Source organism: Acidovorax sp. IB03, assembly GCF_016406015.1.
In the GTDB taxonomy this organism is placed as follows: Bacteria; Pseudomonadota; Gammaproteobacteria; order Burkholderiales; family Burkholderiaceae_C; genus Acidovorax; species Acidovorax temperans.
This window is the reverse complement of the sequence record NZ_JAEFCH010000005.1, coordinates 93114-107295: the sequence shown is the minus strand read 5'-3', so window position 1 is coordinate 107295 and position 14182 is coordinate 93114. Positions and strand designations below refer to the sequence as shown.

Genomic DNA, 14182 nt, shown 5'->3' with positions numbered 1-14182 from the left:
TTTTCTGCCTCAGACACATCGCGCACGCTCACCACGATGCAGTTATCTGCCACGCGCCTTGCAGACAGATCCCAGGCCAACAGCAGCCGTGTGCCCTCACGCACTACCTGGCGGCAGTCCAGTGGCACGCCCAGGCGCGCCACTGCGCACAATTGCTCGACCAGCGTGGTGTGGGCCAGCTGGTCAAACACCACATGCGCCAGCACGCCTTCCTCGCGCACCAAGCCCAGGCCCGGCATGCGGCGCGCCGCTGCATTGGAGGCCCAGAGGTACAGGCCATCCTCTTCCAGGCGAAACTCCAGCAGCCCCACGGGCACGGCATCCAGCAGCGCCTGCATGCGCCCATGTGCGAGAGGGCCCATCAGGGTGTCTCCCTCGGGATAGAGAAGATCTGTCAGCAGTTCGGAAGAAATCACGATCGCTCTGGAACCTCTGCAAAATTAGAAGAAAGGGTATCCCGCAACGTCGCAGCGTGGTGCGTCGCCAGCCACAGTATGTCAAAAGGTAACAGCAAAACGCTGCAAATCGTCAAAGATTTGTGAAGCAACAGCCACTGCCTGGCCCTGCTACAGTCCACGCCTCTCGCCGCGGCACCCCGCTTGGCCCTGTTTTTCTTTCGTCTTTCCATTCGCACCGCATGTCCGACACGTTCGAGCACCATACGCCGATGATGCAGCAGTACCTTGGCCTGAAAGCCGCGTACCCGGACACGCTGCTCTTTTACCGCATGGGTGACTTTTACGAGGTGTTCTGGCAGGACGCCGAGAAAGCCGCGCGGCTGCTCGACATCACCCTGACCCAGCGCGGCCAGTCGGGTGGGCAGCCGGTGGTGATGGCGGGGGTTCCCTTCCATGCACTAGAGAACTACCTGGCGCGCCTTATCAAGATGGGCGAATCGGTGGCCATTGCAGAACAGGTGGGCGAGGTGGGCGCCGCCAAAGGCCCGGTGGAGCGCAAGGTGGTGCGCGTGGTCACCCCCGGCACGCTGACGGACACCGAGCTGCTCTCCGACAAAGCCGAATCCATGCTGCTGGCCGTGCACCAAGGCCCGCGCGCGCGCTGCGGCTTGGCATGGCTGAGCGTGACGCAGGGCCGCGTGCACCTGGCCGAATGCACCCAGGACGAGCTGGCCCACTGGCTGGGCCGCGTGGCCCCGAGCGAAGTGATCTACAGCGCCGGAGTGACCGAGCGCTTTGAGCAGCAACTGCAGGTGCTGCGCCAGGGCGGCGCCTTCACCTGCCCGATGAGCCTGCGGCCCGACTGGCAATTTGACAGTGCCCTGGGCGAACGCAAGCTGCTGGAGCACCTGGGAGCCGCCAGCCTGCAAGCCTGGGGCGCACACGGGCTGGGTGAGGCCCACGCCGCCGCCGCCGGGCTGCTGGCGTACGCCGAGCACACCCAGGGCCGCCAGCTCACGCACATCCACACCGTGCAGGTGCAACGGGGCGACGACCTGATCGACCTGCCCGCCACCACGCGGCGCAACCTGGAGCTGGTCAAAACCCTGCGCGGCGATGACGCCCCCACCCTGTTCTCGCTGCTCGACACCTGCATGACAGGCATGGGCAGCCGCCTTCTCAAAACCTGGCTGCTGGAGCCCCAGCGCGACCGCACCGAGGCCCGCAAGCGCCTGTCAGCCACCACGGCACTGCGTGGGGCCGGGGGCGCAGGCGGCGGATCAGGCCCGTGGGCCCAGTTGCGTGGCGAACTCAAGGGTGTGAGCGATGTGGAACGCATCACCGCCCGCATTGCACTGCGCCAGGTGCGCCCGCGCGAGCTGGTAGGCCTGGGCAAAACGCTACAAAAAGCAGAGCTGCTAGCGCTTAATGCGCAAGCGCCAGAGCCCTATTTGGCTCAAATTTTCAGCCACCTGCAGCCGCCTGCAGGCTGCACCGACCTGCTGCGCCGCGCCATTGCCGAAGAGCCCGCCGCCCTGGTGCGCGACGGCGGCGTGATTGCCAGCGGCTTTGACACCGAGCTGGACGAGCTGCGCGCCATCCAGACCAACTGCGACAGCTTTTTGCTGGAGCTGGAAACCCGCGAGAAGGCGCGCACCGGCATCCCCAACCTGCGGGTGCAGTTCAACAAGGTGCACGGCTTCTATATTGAAGTGACGAGCAGCCACCTGGCCAGCGTGCCCGACGACTACCGCCGCCGCCAGACGCTGAAGAACGCCGAGCGCTTCATCACGCCCGAGCTGAAAGCCTTTGAAGACAAGGCCCTGTCGGCCAACGAGCGGGCACTGGCCCGCGAAAAGTGGCTGTACGAACAAATCCTGGATCAACTCCAGCCCCACGTGCCCGCCCTCACGCAACTGGCGCAGGCCCTGGCCACGCTGGATGTGCTGTGTACGCTGGCCGAGCGCTCGCTCACCCTCAACTGGTGCGCGCCTCAGTTTGCGCCCGAGCCCTGCATCGACATTGAAGGTGGCCGCCACCCGGTGGTGGAGGCGCGACTGGCCGAAACGTCCAACGCCAGCTTCATCGCCAACCACACGCGGCTCAATGCCAACACCCGCATGCAGATCATCACCGGCCCCAACATGGGCGGTAAATCGACCTACATGCGGCAGGTGGCGCTGATCACGCTGCTGGCCTGCATGGGCAGCCATGTGCCCGCCACCCACTGCCGCATTGGCCCCATCGACGCCATCCACACCCGCATTGGCGCGGCAGACGACCTGGCCAACGCCCAGTCCACCTTCATGCTGGAAATGACCGAGGCCGCGCAGATATTGCACGCCGCCACGCCCCACAGCCTGGTGCTGATGGACGAGATTGGCCGCGGCACCAGCACCTTTGACGGCCTGGCCCTGGCCAGCGGCATTGCCACACACCTGCACGACAAGACCCGCGCCTTCACCCTGTTTGCCACGCACTACTTTGAATTGACGGAGCTACCCACCAAGGCGCGGCACGCCGTCAACATGCATGTGAGCGCAGCCGAAGCGGGCAGCGACATCGTCTTTTTGCACGAAATCCAGCCCGGCCCGGCCAGCCGCAGCTACGGCATCCAGGTGGCCAAGCTGGCGGGCATGCCATCGCCCGTGCTGCACCACGCCCGCCACACCCTGGCGGCGCTGGAAGAACGCGCGGGCGAAAACGATGTACAGGTGGATCTGTTCGCCGCCCCACCCGAGCCCGACGGCCCCGGCACCAGCCCGGTGGAAGCCGCTCTGGCCGCCATCAACCCCGATGCGCTGAGCCCCCGCGAGGCGCTGGATGCGCTGTACCAGCTCAAGAAAATGGCGGGGGCTTGAGGCAACTTTGCAGCCTTCCCGTCCCACCTGCACCTCAGCGGACTCACCACCCTATTCCATGACCCCTCAAGACTTCATCGCCAAATGGGGCGCGCCCGGTGGCGTGCCCGGCCCGGCCTACGCACTCAATGAAGAGCAAGGCGCGCAAAGCCACTTTCTGGACCTGTGCGAACTGCTTGGTGTGCCCAAGCCCGGCAGTTCCGAGGGCTACCGGTTTGAAGAAAAGAGTACCGTCATCGGCGGCAAGACGGGTTATGCCGACGTTTTCATGCGTGGCGTGTTTGCGTGGGAGAACAAGGCTCCGGGCAAAAACCTCGACACCGCGCTCAAGCAGCTGCTCACCTACAGCCTGGCGCTGTCCAACCCGCCCATTCTGGTGGTGTCTGACCGGCTCACGATTCGCATCCACACCCAGTTCACCGGCCACCCCAGTGCCACGCACGAGGTGCGCATTGCCGAGATGGACCAGCCAGCCAACCTGGCCCTGCTGCGCCGCATATGGACCGCGCCCGAGAGCTTCAAACCCCAGCAAACCAACCGCGACATCACCGAGGCCGCCGCCCGCAGCTTTGCCGCCCTGGCAGAAGGTTTGCGCCAGCGCGGCGCCACGCCCGGTGAAAACACCGCCAGCCAGCAACAGCGCGCCAACCAGGTGGCGCACTTTCTCACGCAGTGCCTGTTCTGCTTCTTTGCGGAAGACGTGGGCCTACTGCCTGGTCGCATGTTCGAGCGTCTGGTGAACAACAAACAAGCCACGCCCGAGCGACTGACGCAGGGCCTCACGCAGCTCTTTGGCACCATGCAAAACGGTGGCCTGTATGGCGTGGACGATATTCCCTGGTTCAACGGCGGGCTGTTTCAGACCATTGCCGTGCCGCCCCTCTCCGCGCCCGACCTGACCGAGCTGCGCCGCGCCGCCGACCTGAACTGGAGCGCCATCGACGTCTCCATCTTCGGCACCCTGTTCGAGCGCGGGCTCGACCCCGCCAAACGCAGCCAACTGGGCGCGCACTACACCGACCCGGCCACCATCGAGCGCCTGATCGACCCTGTCATCCGCCGCCCATTGCTACAAAAATGGGAGCTTATAGCGCAGCAGATACAAGCACTGGCGGCCAAAATCGCCAAAAAAGGTGACAGGCACTACCGCGCAGCCCACGCGCTGTTCATCACCTGGCTCGATGAGCTGAAAAACTACCGCGCCCTTGACCCGGCCTGCGGCAGCGGCAACTTTCTGTACCTCGCGCTCAAGTGCCTAAAGGATGTGGAACACCACAGCCACCTGCAGGCCGCCGAACTGGGCCTGGACCGCGAGGCCGACCTGGTGACCGGCCCGCACAACGTGCTGGGCATCGAGCTGAACGAATACGCCGCCGAACTGGCCCGCGTGACCGTGTGGATCGGCGAACTGCAATGGCGCCTGGCGCACGGCTACGAGTTCAAGACCAACCCCGTGCTCGACACCCTGGAGCACATCGAATGCCGCGACGCGCTGCTGACCGAAGGCGGCACCGAGGCCGCCTGGCCTGCGGCGGATGTGGTGGTGGGGAATCCGCCGTTTTTGGGTGACCGCAAAATGATCCGCGAACTGGGCGAGGACTACACCACCCTGCTGCGCAGCACCTACGAAGGCCGCGTGCCCGGCGGTGCCGACCTGGTGTGCTATTGGTTCGACAAGGCCCGCGCACAAATGGCGGCGGGCCAACTGCAGCGCGCCGGGCTGGTCACCACCAACTCCATTCGGGGTGGCGCCAACCGCAAGGTGCTCGATGCCATCTGCGCACAGACACGCATTTTTGATGCCTGGAGCGACGAGCCATGGGTGAATGACGGGGCCGCAGTGCGTGTCTCGCTGGTGGCGTTTGGCTCAGCAGAGCAAGCCCCCCGATTGGATGGTCTGGAAGTCAACACCATCGCCGCTGATCTAAGCTCACACACAGACGCCAATGCTACCGACCTGACCCAAGCCCAGCGCCTACCCAGCAACACGGACACGTCGTTCATCGGCACCCAAAAAAACGGCCCATTTGACGTGCCTTATGAGGTTGCGGTGAAGTGGTTGCAGCAACCCAACCCGCATGGGAAACCGAACTCCTTGGTAATAAGACCTTGGGCCAATGGTCTTGCGGTGACTCGCCGTCCAGAAAACACTTGGGTGATCGACTTCGACAAAATGACCGAAGCGGATTGCTCACTTTTTGAAGCGCCTTTTGCGCACGTTGTTGAGTTTGTAAAGCCCACCCGAATTGACTTGCGACGAGACTGGCACCGCTTGCATTGGTGGTGTCATGGCGATCCCCGCCCGTCAATGAAGTTGGCCCTGCAGAACATTGAGCGGCAAATCATCACCCCGCGTGTTTCTAAGCACCGGGTGTTTGCTTGGTTTAGCAATCAAGTTCTTCCTGATAGCGCAGTTGTCGCCATCGCCCGCGCCGACGACACCACCTTCGGCATCCTGCACAGCCGCTTCCACGAACTCTGGGCACTGCGCATGGGCACCTCGCTGGAAGACCGGCCCCGCTACACCCCCACCACCTGCTTCGAAACCTTCCCCTTCCCCGCAGGCCTCACCCCGGCAGACACGGCGCACCAGCGCACCGAGGCGGTGGAAGGCGGCGCGCTGATTCCGGCCGACCTTCCAGATACTTTGTCGGACGCCTTGCACACAGAGGACTTCAAGCCAAATCAGCCTCTAGCGCCCGTCCATCAAGCGCCAGCAGCTATCAAAACCATACCACCCCGCCAGGCGGCCACCGCGATTGCACAGGCCGCCCAGCGCCTGAACGCCCTGCGCCAGGCCTGGCTGAACCCGCCGGAGTGGACGGACACCGTGCCCGAGGTGGTGCCGCTGGGTCTGAGCGCATCGCCCTACCCCGACCGCATCGTGCCCAAGCCGGGGTTCGAAAAAGAGCTGGCCAAACGCACGCTGACCAACCTCTATAACCTGCGGCCCGCCTGGCTGGCCGCTGCGCACGCCCAGCTCGATGCGGCGGTGGCCGCCGCCTACGGCTGGGCCGACTACACGGCGAACATGCCCGATGATGAAATCCTGCGCCGCCTCCTGGCGCTGAACCTGCAACGCAGCACCTCTGAAGGAGCCTGACGTGCACCCCATCCCTGCGACACCCGAGGAAGTGGGAGACGGCGAGGACCGGCTGGTGGATGTTCACAGCCCCGAGGTGCCGCACTCCTTCCACACCCAGGTGCTGGCTATGGCCCAGCCCGGCGACCAGCTGCGGCGCTGCCCGCGCCTGTCGGCACCCCGGGGGGCGCTGGGCCTTCTGGGTGTGGGCCCGCGGGATGTGGTGATCGAGTGGTGGCTGCTGGACGCGCAGGGTGAACTGATCGAGGCGTTCTGGGAGGTCTGATCAGAGCGGTGACTGGATTTACAAATCCTGTGCCACCGGCGCCAGCTGCCCCAGCATGAAGGTGATGAACGGCGGCACACAGGGCAGGTGCCCGGCCACCGGTTGTGCGCGGCATTCAGTCAGGCTGACCAGGTCGCCTGCGCCACGGTTATGCATGGCGCGCAACGTGCTGACCGAGCTGGCGTAGGGCACGGTGCGGTCATCACGGCCGTGGTACAGGCGCACAGGTACGTTCGGTTTGTAGTCGTAGGCGCTGCTGACTTCTTCGAGATAGCGCACATCGTCGGCCAGAAAGCGGTCGATAAACCGGGTGTCGTAGACCACGTCCGCATCGTCCGGAATCAGCGCGCGCAGCAACAGCCGGCGCACCTCGCGCTGCACGCTGCCGCCCAGGTAGCGCAGGAAGCCCGGGTTGATGAGCGCGCCGATCACCGGCTGTTCTTGCCGCACCAGGTCCACCAGGCCATCCATGGTGGTCTGCACGTTGTAAGGCCCCGCGCCCGGCACCACCATGCGCAGCTGTTGCAGGTGGGGCGATGCGCTTGCTTGCAGCGCGCGGTGTGTGGCCATGGTGACGTAGCCGCCTTCGGAGTAGCCGGTCAGAAAGAGCTGCCCGTTGTCCGCCACGTTGGCCTGGCTGCGCCAGGTGCGGGTGGCGGTCAGAAAATCCACCGTAGCGGCTGCGGACGGCGCCGCCAGCAGGTAGGGGTGGGGCGTGCCCTTGGAAGCGCCAAAGCCCACGTAGTCGGGCGCCAGCACGATATAGCCCAGCGATGCGAGCACCACAGCCACCTCGGACGCCACCGCGTTGTTGCTGGGCGCCTCGGCATCGCGAAAGAGGGTGCCATGCTGGTAACTGAGCACCGGGCTTTTGGCGCCCGCTGGCTTTTGCGGCACGCTGACCAGCCCCGAGGCGCGCACCTCTTTGCCGTCGGCATCGGTGGTGAGGTATTCGATCCGGTACGAGGTGACGCTGTAGCGCGGCACCACGTCCTGGGCCAGCGACTCCTTGGCGGCCAGCGCTGCAGCGATATCAGCGGCCGGCACGGTGCCGAGCAAGGCGGCGGATTCGAGCTGGCCGGAACGCGCCGGTGCGGGAGGTGGCTCTGGAGGGTTGCCGCCATCGCGGGGGTCTTGCGCGCTGCCCCCGCCACAAGCCGCCAGCAATGCCACCAAGGCCAGCGCGCAGGCGCGGCGGGTTCCAGACAAAATCAGTGGGTTCAACACGGCAAGGCCCCTCCAGGTGAAGCGGCGGATGATAGGAGCGACGGGCACACACTGCCTGGCACGTAAGCAATAGCCCTTTACCCCCGGGGCGGCAGTGGCCTTGGCTGTCGCCGGAACTTCGGGTGAACGCAAAAGGTTGGGACCTGCCAATTCTTTAGTAAAAATGCCTGATTAGCGACTTGCCTCAGACGCCTTCTCTTCCCCACCCGTTCGGGCTGAGCCTGTCGAAGCCTTGCACGCACGCAGCAATCCCTGGCTTCGACGGGCTCAGCCCGAACGGATGCCGGGGTATCTGAGGCAAGTAGCTAATCAGGTAAAAATGGCCTCCAGTGCTTGTCCACCAAGCGTTGGTTGCTATCAATACAGGACACCGGCTACGGCACACGCAATTACTGGCCCGCACCCTGCACACGGGTGCCTTCCCACGCCGGACTAAACTCGCGGGTTCCTCTCTTACAACGCCCCCCACTTCTTCCATGACGTATTGCGTCGCCATCAAACTCAATGCCGGGCTGGTGTTCCTGTCCGACTCCCGCACCAATGCGGGCCTGGACCAGATCAGCTCCTTCCGCAAGATGATGATCTACGAGAAGACGGGCGACCGGTTCATGGTGCTGCTGTCGGCGGGCAACCTGAGCATCTCGCAGTCGGTGCGCGAGATTTTGCAGACCACGCAGATCAAGGACCGCGACGACGCCGAGGGCATCACCATCTGGAACGCCAAGAGCATGTTCGACGCGGCCCGCGTGCTGGGCGCCGCCGTGCGCCATGTGCACGACCGCGATGGCGCAGCCCTCAAGCGCTCGGGCGTGGACTTCAACGTATCGCTGGTGTTTGGCGGCCAGATCAGGGGCGAGGGCATGCGCCTGTTCCAGGTCTACTCCGCAGGCAACTTCATCGAAGCGACTTCAGAGACGCCCTACTTCCAGGTCGGCGAATCCAAGTACGGCAAGCCCGTGCTCGACCGCGTGCTGACGCCCGACACGCCGCTGGACGAGGCCGCCAAGTGCGCGCTGGTGTCCATGGACAGCACGCTCAAGTCCAACCTGTCGGTGGGCCTGCCGCTGGACCTGGTGGTGTACGAGGCCGACCGCTTTGGCACCGACAAGGTGGTGTGCATTGACGAGAACAACCCTTACTTCCGCATGCTGCACGACAGCTGGGGCCAGAAGCTGCGCGAAGTGTTCGACAGCATTGAAGACCCGGCCTGGAACGGCGGCAGCACGCAGGCGCCCATCCTGACGACTAACCCGCGCAGCAAGCCGCTCAAGAAGATCACCACCCCCCAGGACAAGCTGATCTGACCGCCAGCCCTGGCTGACCTCACCCACCGCACCCCACCATGCCACGCCACGCCTCGCCTCACCTGCCTGTCGTTTTCTCGCACGCCAACAGCTTTCCAGCCGGCACCTACCGGCTGCTGTTCAAGTACCTGAAAGAACGCGGCATGGACGTGAGCGCCGTGGAACGCTTCGGCCACGAGCCCCAGTACCCGGTGACCAACAACTGGCCCCATCTGGTGCAGCAACTGGTGGACTTTACCCAGGCCCAGGTGCAACGCATTGGCGACCCGGTGTATCTGGTGGGGCATTCGCTGGGCGGATTCTTGAGCGTGATGGCTGCCGCACGCCACCCCGAACTGGCACGGGGCGTGGTGCTGATCGACTCGCCGCTCATCGGCGGCTGGCGCGCCAATGCCCTGGGCGTGGCCAAGCGCACGCAGGTGGTGGGCTCGCTCTCGCCCGGCAAGGTCAGCAGCCGCCGCCGCGAAAGCTGGGCCAGCAACGAAGAAGCCCTGGAGCACTTTCGCAAGAAAAAGGCATTTGCCCGCTGGCACCCCCAGGTGCTGCAGGACTACATCGAACACGGCCTGCAAGACCACGCAGGCAAACGGGTGCTGGCTTTTGACCGGGCCGTGGAAACCGCCATTTACAACACCCTGCCCCACAACCTGGGGCGCTTGCTCAGCACCCACCCCCTGCGTTGCCCCGTGGCCTTCATTGGCGGGCGTGATTCAGACGAAATGCGCCAGGTGGGCATGGCCATGACGCAGCGCGTGACCCAGGGCCGCACCATGATGCTGGACGGCAGCCACCTCTTCCCCATGGAACAACCCCTGGTCACGGCGGCTGCCATCGAGGCCTCGCTGCTGAACCTGCAGGCCGTCACCCAGGGCCGCTGAGCGGCGAGCCCCCCGCCCCACCCCCGTCACCCGGCAGGCGGAAGGCGACGGAGACCCCGGTGGTTACCCTCACCCGGGCCATCAAGCCTGTAGCAGAAGGCACCAGCACGTACGGAATTGTAAAAATTCATCATGCTTTGGGCCCGCGATACCCTACACTGAGTGCGCGTTACAAGGTGATACATCAATCATGCCGCCGTTTGCCGCCCGTCTTTTTGCTTCTTGCGCTCGGTTGCTTGCCGGGCTGAGGGTTCAGGGCGAGCAACCCATGAAATTCCTGTGGAGCCACCCGCGAGCCCTGTGGGTGGCAGAGGCTACGCCTGCGTGCTGGCACACCGCTAGGCACTGAGGCCATCCGTCCCACTTTCCCTCGCTCAAACAGTCTCAGCACGTGCAGATCTCGTTTCTTCAGCTGATCAGCCACTGGCTCACAGGCCTGGGCCCGCGCGCGGCCTCTGTGCGCTGGTGCATGGGTATGGCTGCTGTCTGGATGCTGTGGATAGCGCACCTGAGCCCGGTGCAGGCGGCAGGGCCGCTGCTGCTGCGTGACGCTGACAACACAGTGGCCGCCTGGCCCGCCGTGCGGCTCCTGGTAGACGAGCAACTGACGTTGACCGCCGAAGAGGCGCTGGCCCGGCTGGACGAGTTTCAAAAGCCCACCAAAGATGCCACGCTGGGAGTGCGCAAGGATGCCGTGTGGCTGCACATCCCCCTGGCGGTGGACCCCGCATCCGACGGCAGGTGGGTGCTTGAAATCAACCACCCCGACCTCAATCGCATTGATGTGCTGCTGCAAGGCGGAAAGGTGCCGCAACGCAGCGTGCTGGGCACAGAAGTGCCGCGGGCCCAGCGGCCCCTGCCCGGGCGCACGCCCGCGCAGGCGTTTCAGCTGGAAGCAGGCCAGAACTACGAATTCTTGCTGCGGGTGCAGACCCGGGGCGCGATGATTTTGCCCATCACGTTCAACACGCCCACCGGCATTCTGGGCCGGGCCGTGAACGAGCAAATGCTGCAAGGCGTGTTGACCGGCCTGGCGCTGTGCCTCATCTTCTACAGCATGGCGCAGTGGTACAGCCTGCGCGAGCCGCTGTTCATCCAGTATGCGCTGCTCACCAGCGGCAGCCTGCTCTATTCCTTGCACTTTTTTGGCGTGGGCCAGCAGTATCTGTGGGGCCACAGCCCCTGGTTGACGAGCCATGCCGTGGGGCTGGCATCGCTGATGGCCATCACGGGCAGCTTTTTGTTCATGAGCCAGGCCCTGGAGGGGCACAACCCGCAAAGCCGCTTCTTGCGCCGCATGCGGTGGGGCGCCTTGTTCAGCGTGGGTCTGGGGGGTGGCGTTTGCCCTTGACCTGATCTCGCTGAAGGGGCTGGCCGCCATCGTCAGCATCATGGGCCCGCTGCCCGCCCTGCTCTGTCTGCCGGGCGCTTGGCGGCGCGCACGCGCGGGCGACAGCATTGGCACCACCTTGCTGATAGCGTGGTTTGTATACGGCCTGGGCTCGGCAGCCATCATCGGTGTGATCAATGGGGCGCTGCCCGTCAATTTCTGGACGCTGTATTCATTCCAGATCTCTGCCACCCTCGACATGCTGCTGTTCATGCGCGTGCTGGGCTTGCGCACCAAAGAGCTGCACACCAAGGTGCAACACGCCAACCAGCAGCTCGATGCCATGCACTCGCTGGCCCACACCGACCCGCTGACCGGCCTGCCCAACCGCCGCGGCATGCAGATCGAACTATCGTCAGCCCTCGCGCGCGCCAGGCATGAAAATCTGCTGGCGGTGTACGTGATGGACCTGGACGGCTTCAAGCCCGTGAACGACCAGCACGGGCACGACGTGGGCGACGAGCTGCTGGTGGCCGTGGCCCGCCGCCTGCAGTGCCACCTGCGCCAGTCTGATGTGATTGCCCGCCTGGGTGGCGACGAGTTTGTGGTGATGACGGGCGAATTGCAAAGCACCACGCAAGCCCATGAACTGGGCCTCAAGTTGCTCGGAGCGTTTTCATCACCTTTCGCGCTGGGCGGCATCCAGGTCCAGGTGGGCCTGACCATCGGCTACGCCATCGCGCCCATTGACAGCCAGGACGGGGCGGGCCTCATCAAGCTGGCCGATGCGGCGATGCACAGCGGCAAACAAAGCGGCAAGTTCTGTGTGCGCCGCAATACGGGCGACCTGGCCCTGTCATCAGCCTAGCCATTCTCTGCGCGAATCAAGCGGCCAGGGTGTCCGGCCATGCCCGCACACCTCAACGGCAGCAGCGGTATGCCAGCCCCACCGAGGCCGAATACCCCAAGGGTTTCACCGTGAGCGGGCTGCGCCGCGCATCGCCCTGCAACTGCGACACGCTCACCCCACCCACCGCCACCCAATGGCGGCTCAGGGCCACCATCACGTCCACGCCAGCATCCACCGAGTAAAGCCCGGCTTTCGGGTCGAACGCAGGCAGCGGGCTGGCAGAGCCTGCTGGCACGCCGAAATGGCTGCGCAGGTACTGCCGGTCGGCAAAGCCTGCCCCCACACCGAACGACACCCGCGTTTGCTGTGAATAGGGAAAGCTGTAGCCCAGGTTGAGCGACATCAGGGCGCCACCGTCACGCCCCAGAATGTCTTGCGAAACCCCTGCGCCCACCGACCAGCGTGGGGTCAAGGCATAGCCGGTGCTGAGCCGCGCCCGCAAGGTGGAGCGCACATCGGGCAAGCCCCGGCGGCGTGGAGAGTCCGAGCCGTCATCGCCCTGGTCTATGCGCAACGAGGCGCGCAGAGAAAACCGTTCGCTTTGCGCCAGCATCGCACTGGCGCCTGACTCTGATTGCGCAGTCAGCCCGTGTCCCATCAAGGCATTGCCGCGCGACGAGCTGAGGCGAAAGCGCCCGTACTCGAGCGCCCAGGCAGGCCGCAGGCCGTAAGAGCGCTCGGCACCGCCCGCGTAGTCGGGGCTTGAGCTGACGATGGCTCCGAGCACGTAGTTGACACGGGGCTTGGGGGCTGGGGCCGCCGCCTCTGTGACCACAGCCCCCGACTCGTCAAGAGCACCAAGCGCCAGTGTGGACGCTGGTTCCAGCCCGTGGGCCGAAGAGGTTGAGGAAGTCGCCTGACTGGCGACATCCTCGGCCAAAGCTGAGCCTGTGGCGCAGCAAACCAAGGCGGCTGTCACCGCCACCACCTCTCGCAGCATGTTTATTCGGCCCATTGCACCCACCCCAACCACGCCGTTGCCAGCACCACCACACCAAACACGATGCGGTAATAGGCAAACACCACAAAACTGTGCGTACTGATGTAGCGCAGCAGCCAGCGCACGCAAAGCCAGGCACTGATGAACGAGAACACCAGCCCGGTGAGGAACATCGGCGCATCGGCCAGGGAGAGCAGCGCTCGCTCTTTGTAGAGGCTGTACACCCCCGCACCAATCAGCGTGGGAATCGCCAGGAAGAAGGAGAAGTCAGTGGCAGCCTTGCGCGACAACCCCAGCAGCATGCCCCCGATGATGGTGGCACCACTGCGGCTGGTGCCCGGCACCATGGCCAGACACTGCACCAGGCCCACTTTGAGCGCATCCAGCGGGCCCATGTCGTCCACCGATTCAATGCGCGTGGCCACAGGCGCGCGGCGCTCTGCCCACAGGATGATGAATCCGCCGACGATGAACGTGGTGGCCACCACCACCGGCGTGAACAGGTGCGCCTTGATGGCCTTGCCAAACAGCAGGCCCAGCACCACGGCGGGCACAAAACCGATCAACACATTCAGCGCAAAACGCTGGGCCTGCCGTTCAGTGGGCAGGGCCACCAGCGTGGCACGAATCTTTTGCCAATACACCAGGATGACGGCAAAGATGGCACCGGTCTGGATGGCAATATCGAACACCTTGGCCTTGGCATCGTCAAAACCCAGCAGCGACCCCGCCAAAATCAGGTGGCCGGTGGACGAGATGGGAAGAAACTCGGTCAATCCCTCGACCACGCCCATGATGGCGGCCTTGACCAGCAAAACGATATCCACGCGCAATTCCTTCAGGCCCCACGGGCCAACCAAAGCGCAAATTATCGTCGCGCCGCATCTTGGTTTGGCACAGCCTCTACTCGCAGGCGATGCAGCACCTGCGCACCTCGCCCGAAGCGGACTGCACCTCGCGGTAAGC

General features: G+C 64.7%; 10 protein-coding genes. 7 read left to right on the top strand and 3 right to left on the bottom strand.

Annotated features, from left to right (window positions below):
• The first annotated feature begins 637 nt into the window (after positions 1 to 637).
• From mutS to IHV84_RS04675, 3 genes are read left to right on the top strand one after another with little or no spacing between them, the layout of a single operon-like run.
• Positions 638 to 3259, top strand: coding sequence for a DNA mismatch repair protein MutS (gene mutS / locus IHV84_RS04685; RefSeq protein WP_198846009.1), 2622 nt, complete (start codon positions 638 to 640; stop codon positions 3257 to 3259).
• A gap of 58 nt (positions 3260 to 3317) precedes the next feature.
• Entirely contained in the window at positions 3318 to 6362 is a 3045-nt protein-coding gene (locus IHV84_RS20310; RefSeq protein WP_233099721.1) for a DNA methyltransferase, read from the top strand.
• 1 nt (position 6363) lies between these two features.
• The gene (locus tag IHV84_RS04675; protein ID WP_198846008.1) at positions 6364 to 6627 is read left to right on the top strand and encodes a hypothetical protein; all 264 of its coding nucleotides are present in this window, start codon (positions 6364 to 6366) and stop codon (positions 6625 to 6627) included.
• Between the two features lie 18 nt (positions 6628 to 6645).
• Here IHV84_RS04675 and IHV84_RS04670 read toward each other — a convergent pair whose 3' ends face one another.
• On the bottom strand, positions 6646 to 7854 hold the full coding sequence (locus IHV84_RS04670; RefSeq protein ID WP_370541188.1) for an alpha/beta hydrolase family protein: 1209 nt from the start codon (positions 7852 to 7854) through the stop codon (positions 6646 to 6648).
• Positions 7855 to 8330: 476 nt separating this feature from the next.
• Here IHV84_RS04670 and IHV84_RS04665 point away from each other — a divergent pair, with 476 nt between their 5' ends.
• The 4 genes from IHV84_RS04665 to IHV84_RS20300 all read left to right on the top strand — a co-directional run bounded on the left by IHV84_RS04665 (position 8331) and on the right by IHV84_RS20300 (position 12234).
• Positions 8331 to 9158, top strand: a complete 828-nt coding sequence (locus tag IHV84_RS04665) for a proteasome-type protease (protein ID WP_066689983.1) — start codon at positions 8331 to 8333, stop codon at positions 9156 to 9158.
• A gap of 38 nt (positions 9159 to 9196) precedes the next feature.
• Positions 9197 to 10036 carry an alpha/beta fold hydrolase gene (locus IHV84_RS04660; protein ID WP_198846007.1) on the top strand — a complete coding sequence of 280 codons (840 nt, stop codon included), beginning with the start codon at positions 9197 to 9199 and terminating at the stop codon, positions 10034 to 10036.
• Between the two features lie 391 nt (positions 10037 to 10427).
• Positions 10428 to 11387: a 7TM-DISM domain-containing protein gene (locus IHV84_RS20305; RefSeq protein WP_370541187.1), complete on the top strand. Its 960-nt coding sequence runs from the start codon at positions 10428 to 10430 to the stop codon at positions 11385 to 11387.
• Entirely contained in the window at positions 11371 to 12234 is an 864-nt protein-coding gene (locus tag IHV84_RS20300; RefSeq protein WP_370541186.1) for a diguanylate cyclase domain-containing protein, read from the top strand. The genes IHV84_RS20305 and IHV84_RS20300 overlap by 17 nt, the downstream gene beginning before the upstream one ends.
• Before the next feature lie 52 nt (positions 12235 to 12286).
• On the opposite strand, the gene IHV84_RS04650 is transcribed toward IHV84_RS20300, so the two are convergent.
• Together IHV84_RS04650 and IHV84_RS04645 are read right to left on the bottom strand one after the other, a co-directional pair.
• On the bottom strand, positions 12287 to 13231 hold the full coding sequence (locus IHV84_RS04650; protein WP_233099713.1) for a MipA/OmpV family protein: 945 nt from the start codon (positions 13229 to 13231) through the stop codon (positions 12287 to 12289).
• Positions 13219 to 14043 (bottom strand): undecaprenyl-diphosphate phosphatase, encoded by an 825-nt coding sequence (locus IHV84_RS04645; protein WP_044398375.1) that lies wholly within the window; start codon positions 14041 to 14043, stop codon positions 13219 to 13221. The genes IHV84_RS04650 and IHV84_RS04645 overlap by 13 nt, the downstream gene beginning before the upstream one ends.
• Between the last annotated feature and the right edge of the window lie 139 nt (positions 14044 to 14182).

What these genes read in the sequence shown, in the direction of transcription:
- IHV84_RS04660 (WP_198846007.1), top strand. Translation starts at nt 9,197, where the DNA reads ATGCCACGCCACGCCTCGCCTCACCTGCCTGTCGTTTTCTCGCACGCC.
- IHV84_RS04650 (WP_233099713.1), bottom strand. Translation starts at nt 13,231, where the DNA reads ATGGGCCGAATAAACATGCTGCGAGAGGTGGTGGCGGTGACAGCCGCC.
- IHV84_RS04665 (WP_066689983.1), top strand. Translation starts at nt 8,331, where the DNA reads ATGACGTATTGCGTCGCCATCAAACTCAATGCCGGGCTGGTGTTCCTG.
- IHV84_RS20310 (WP_233099721.1), top strand. Translation starts at nt 3,318, where the DNA reads ATGACCCCTCAAGACTTCATCGCCAAATGGGGCGCGCCCGGTGGCGTG.
- mutS (WP_198846009.1), top strand. Translation starts at nt 638, where the DNA reads ATGTCCGACACGTTCGAGCACCATACGCCGATGATGCAGCAGTACCTT.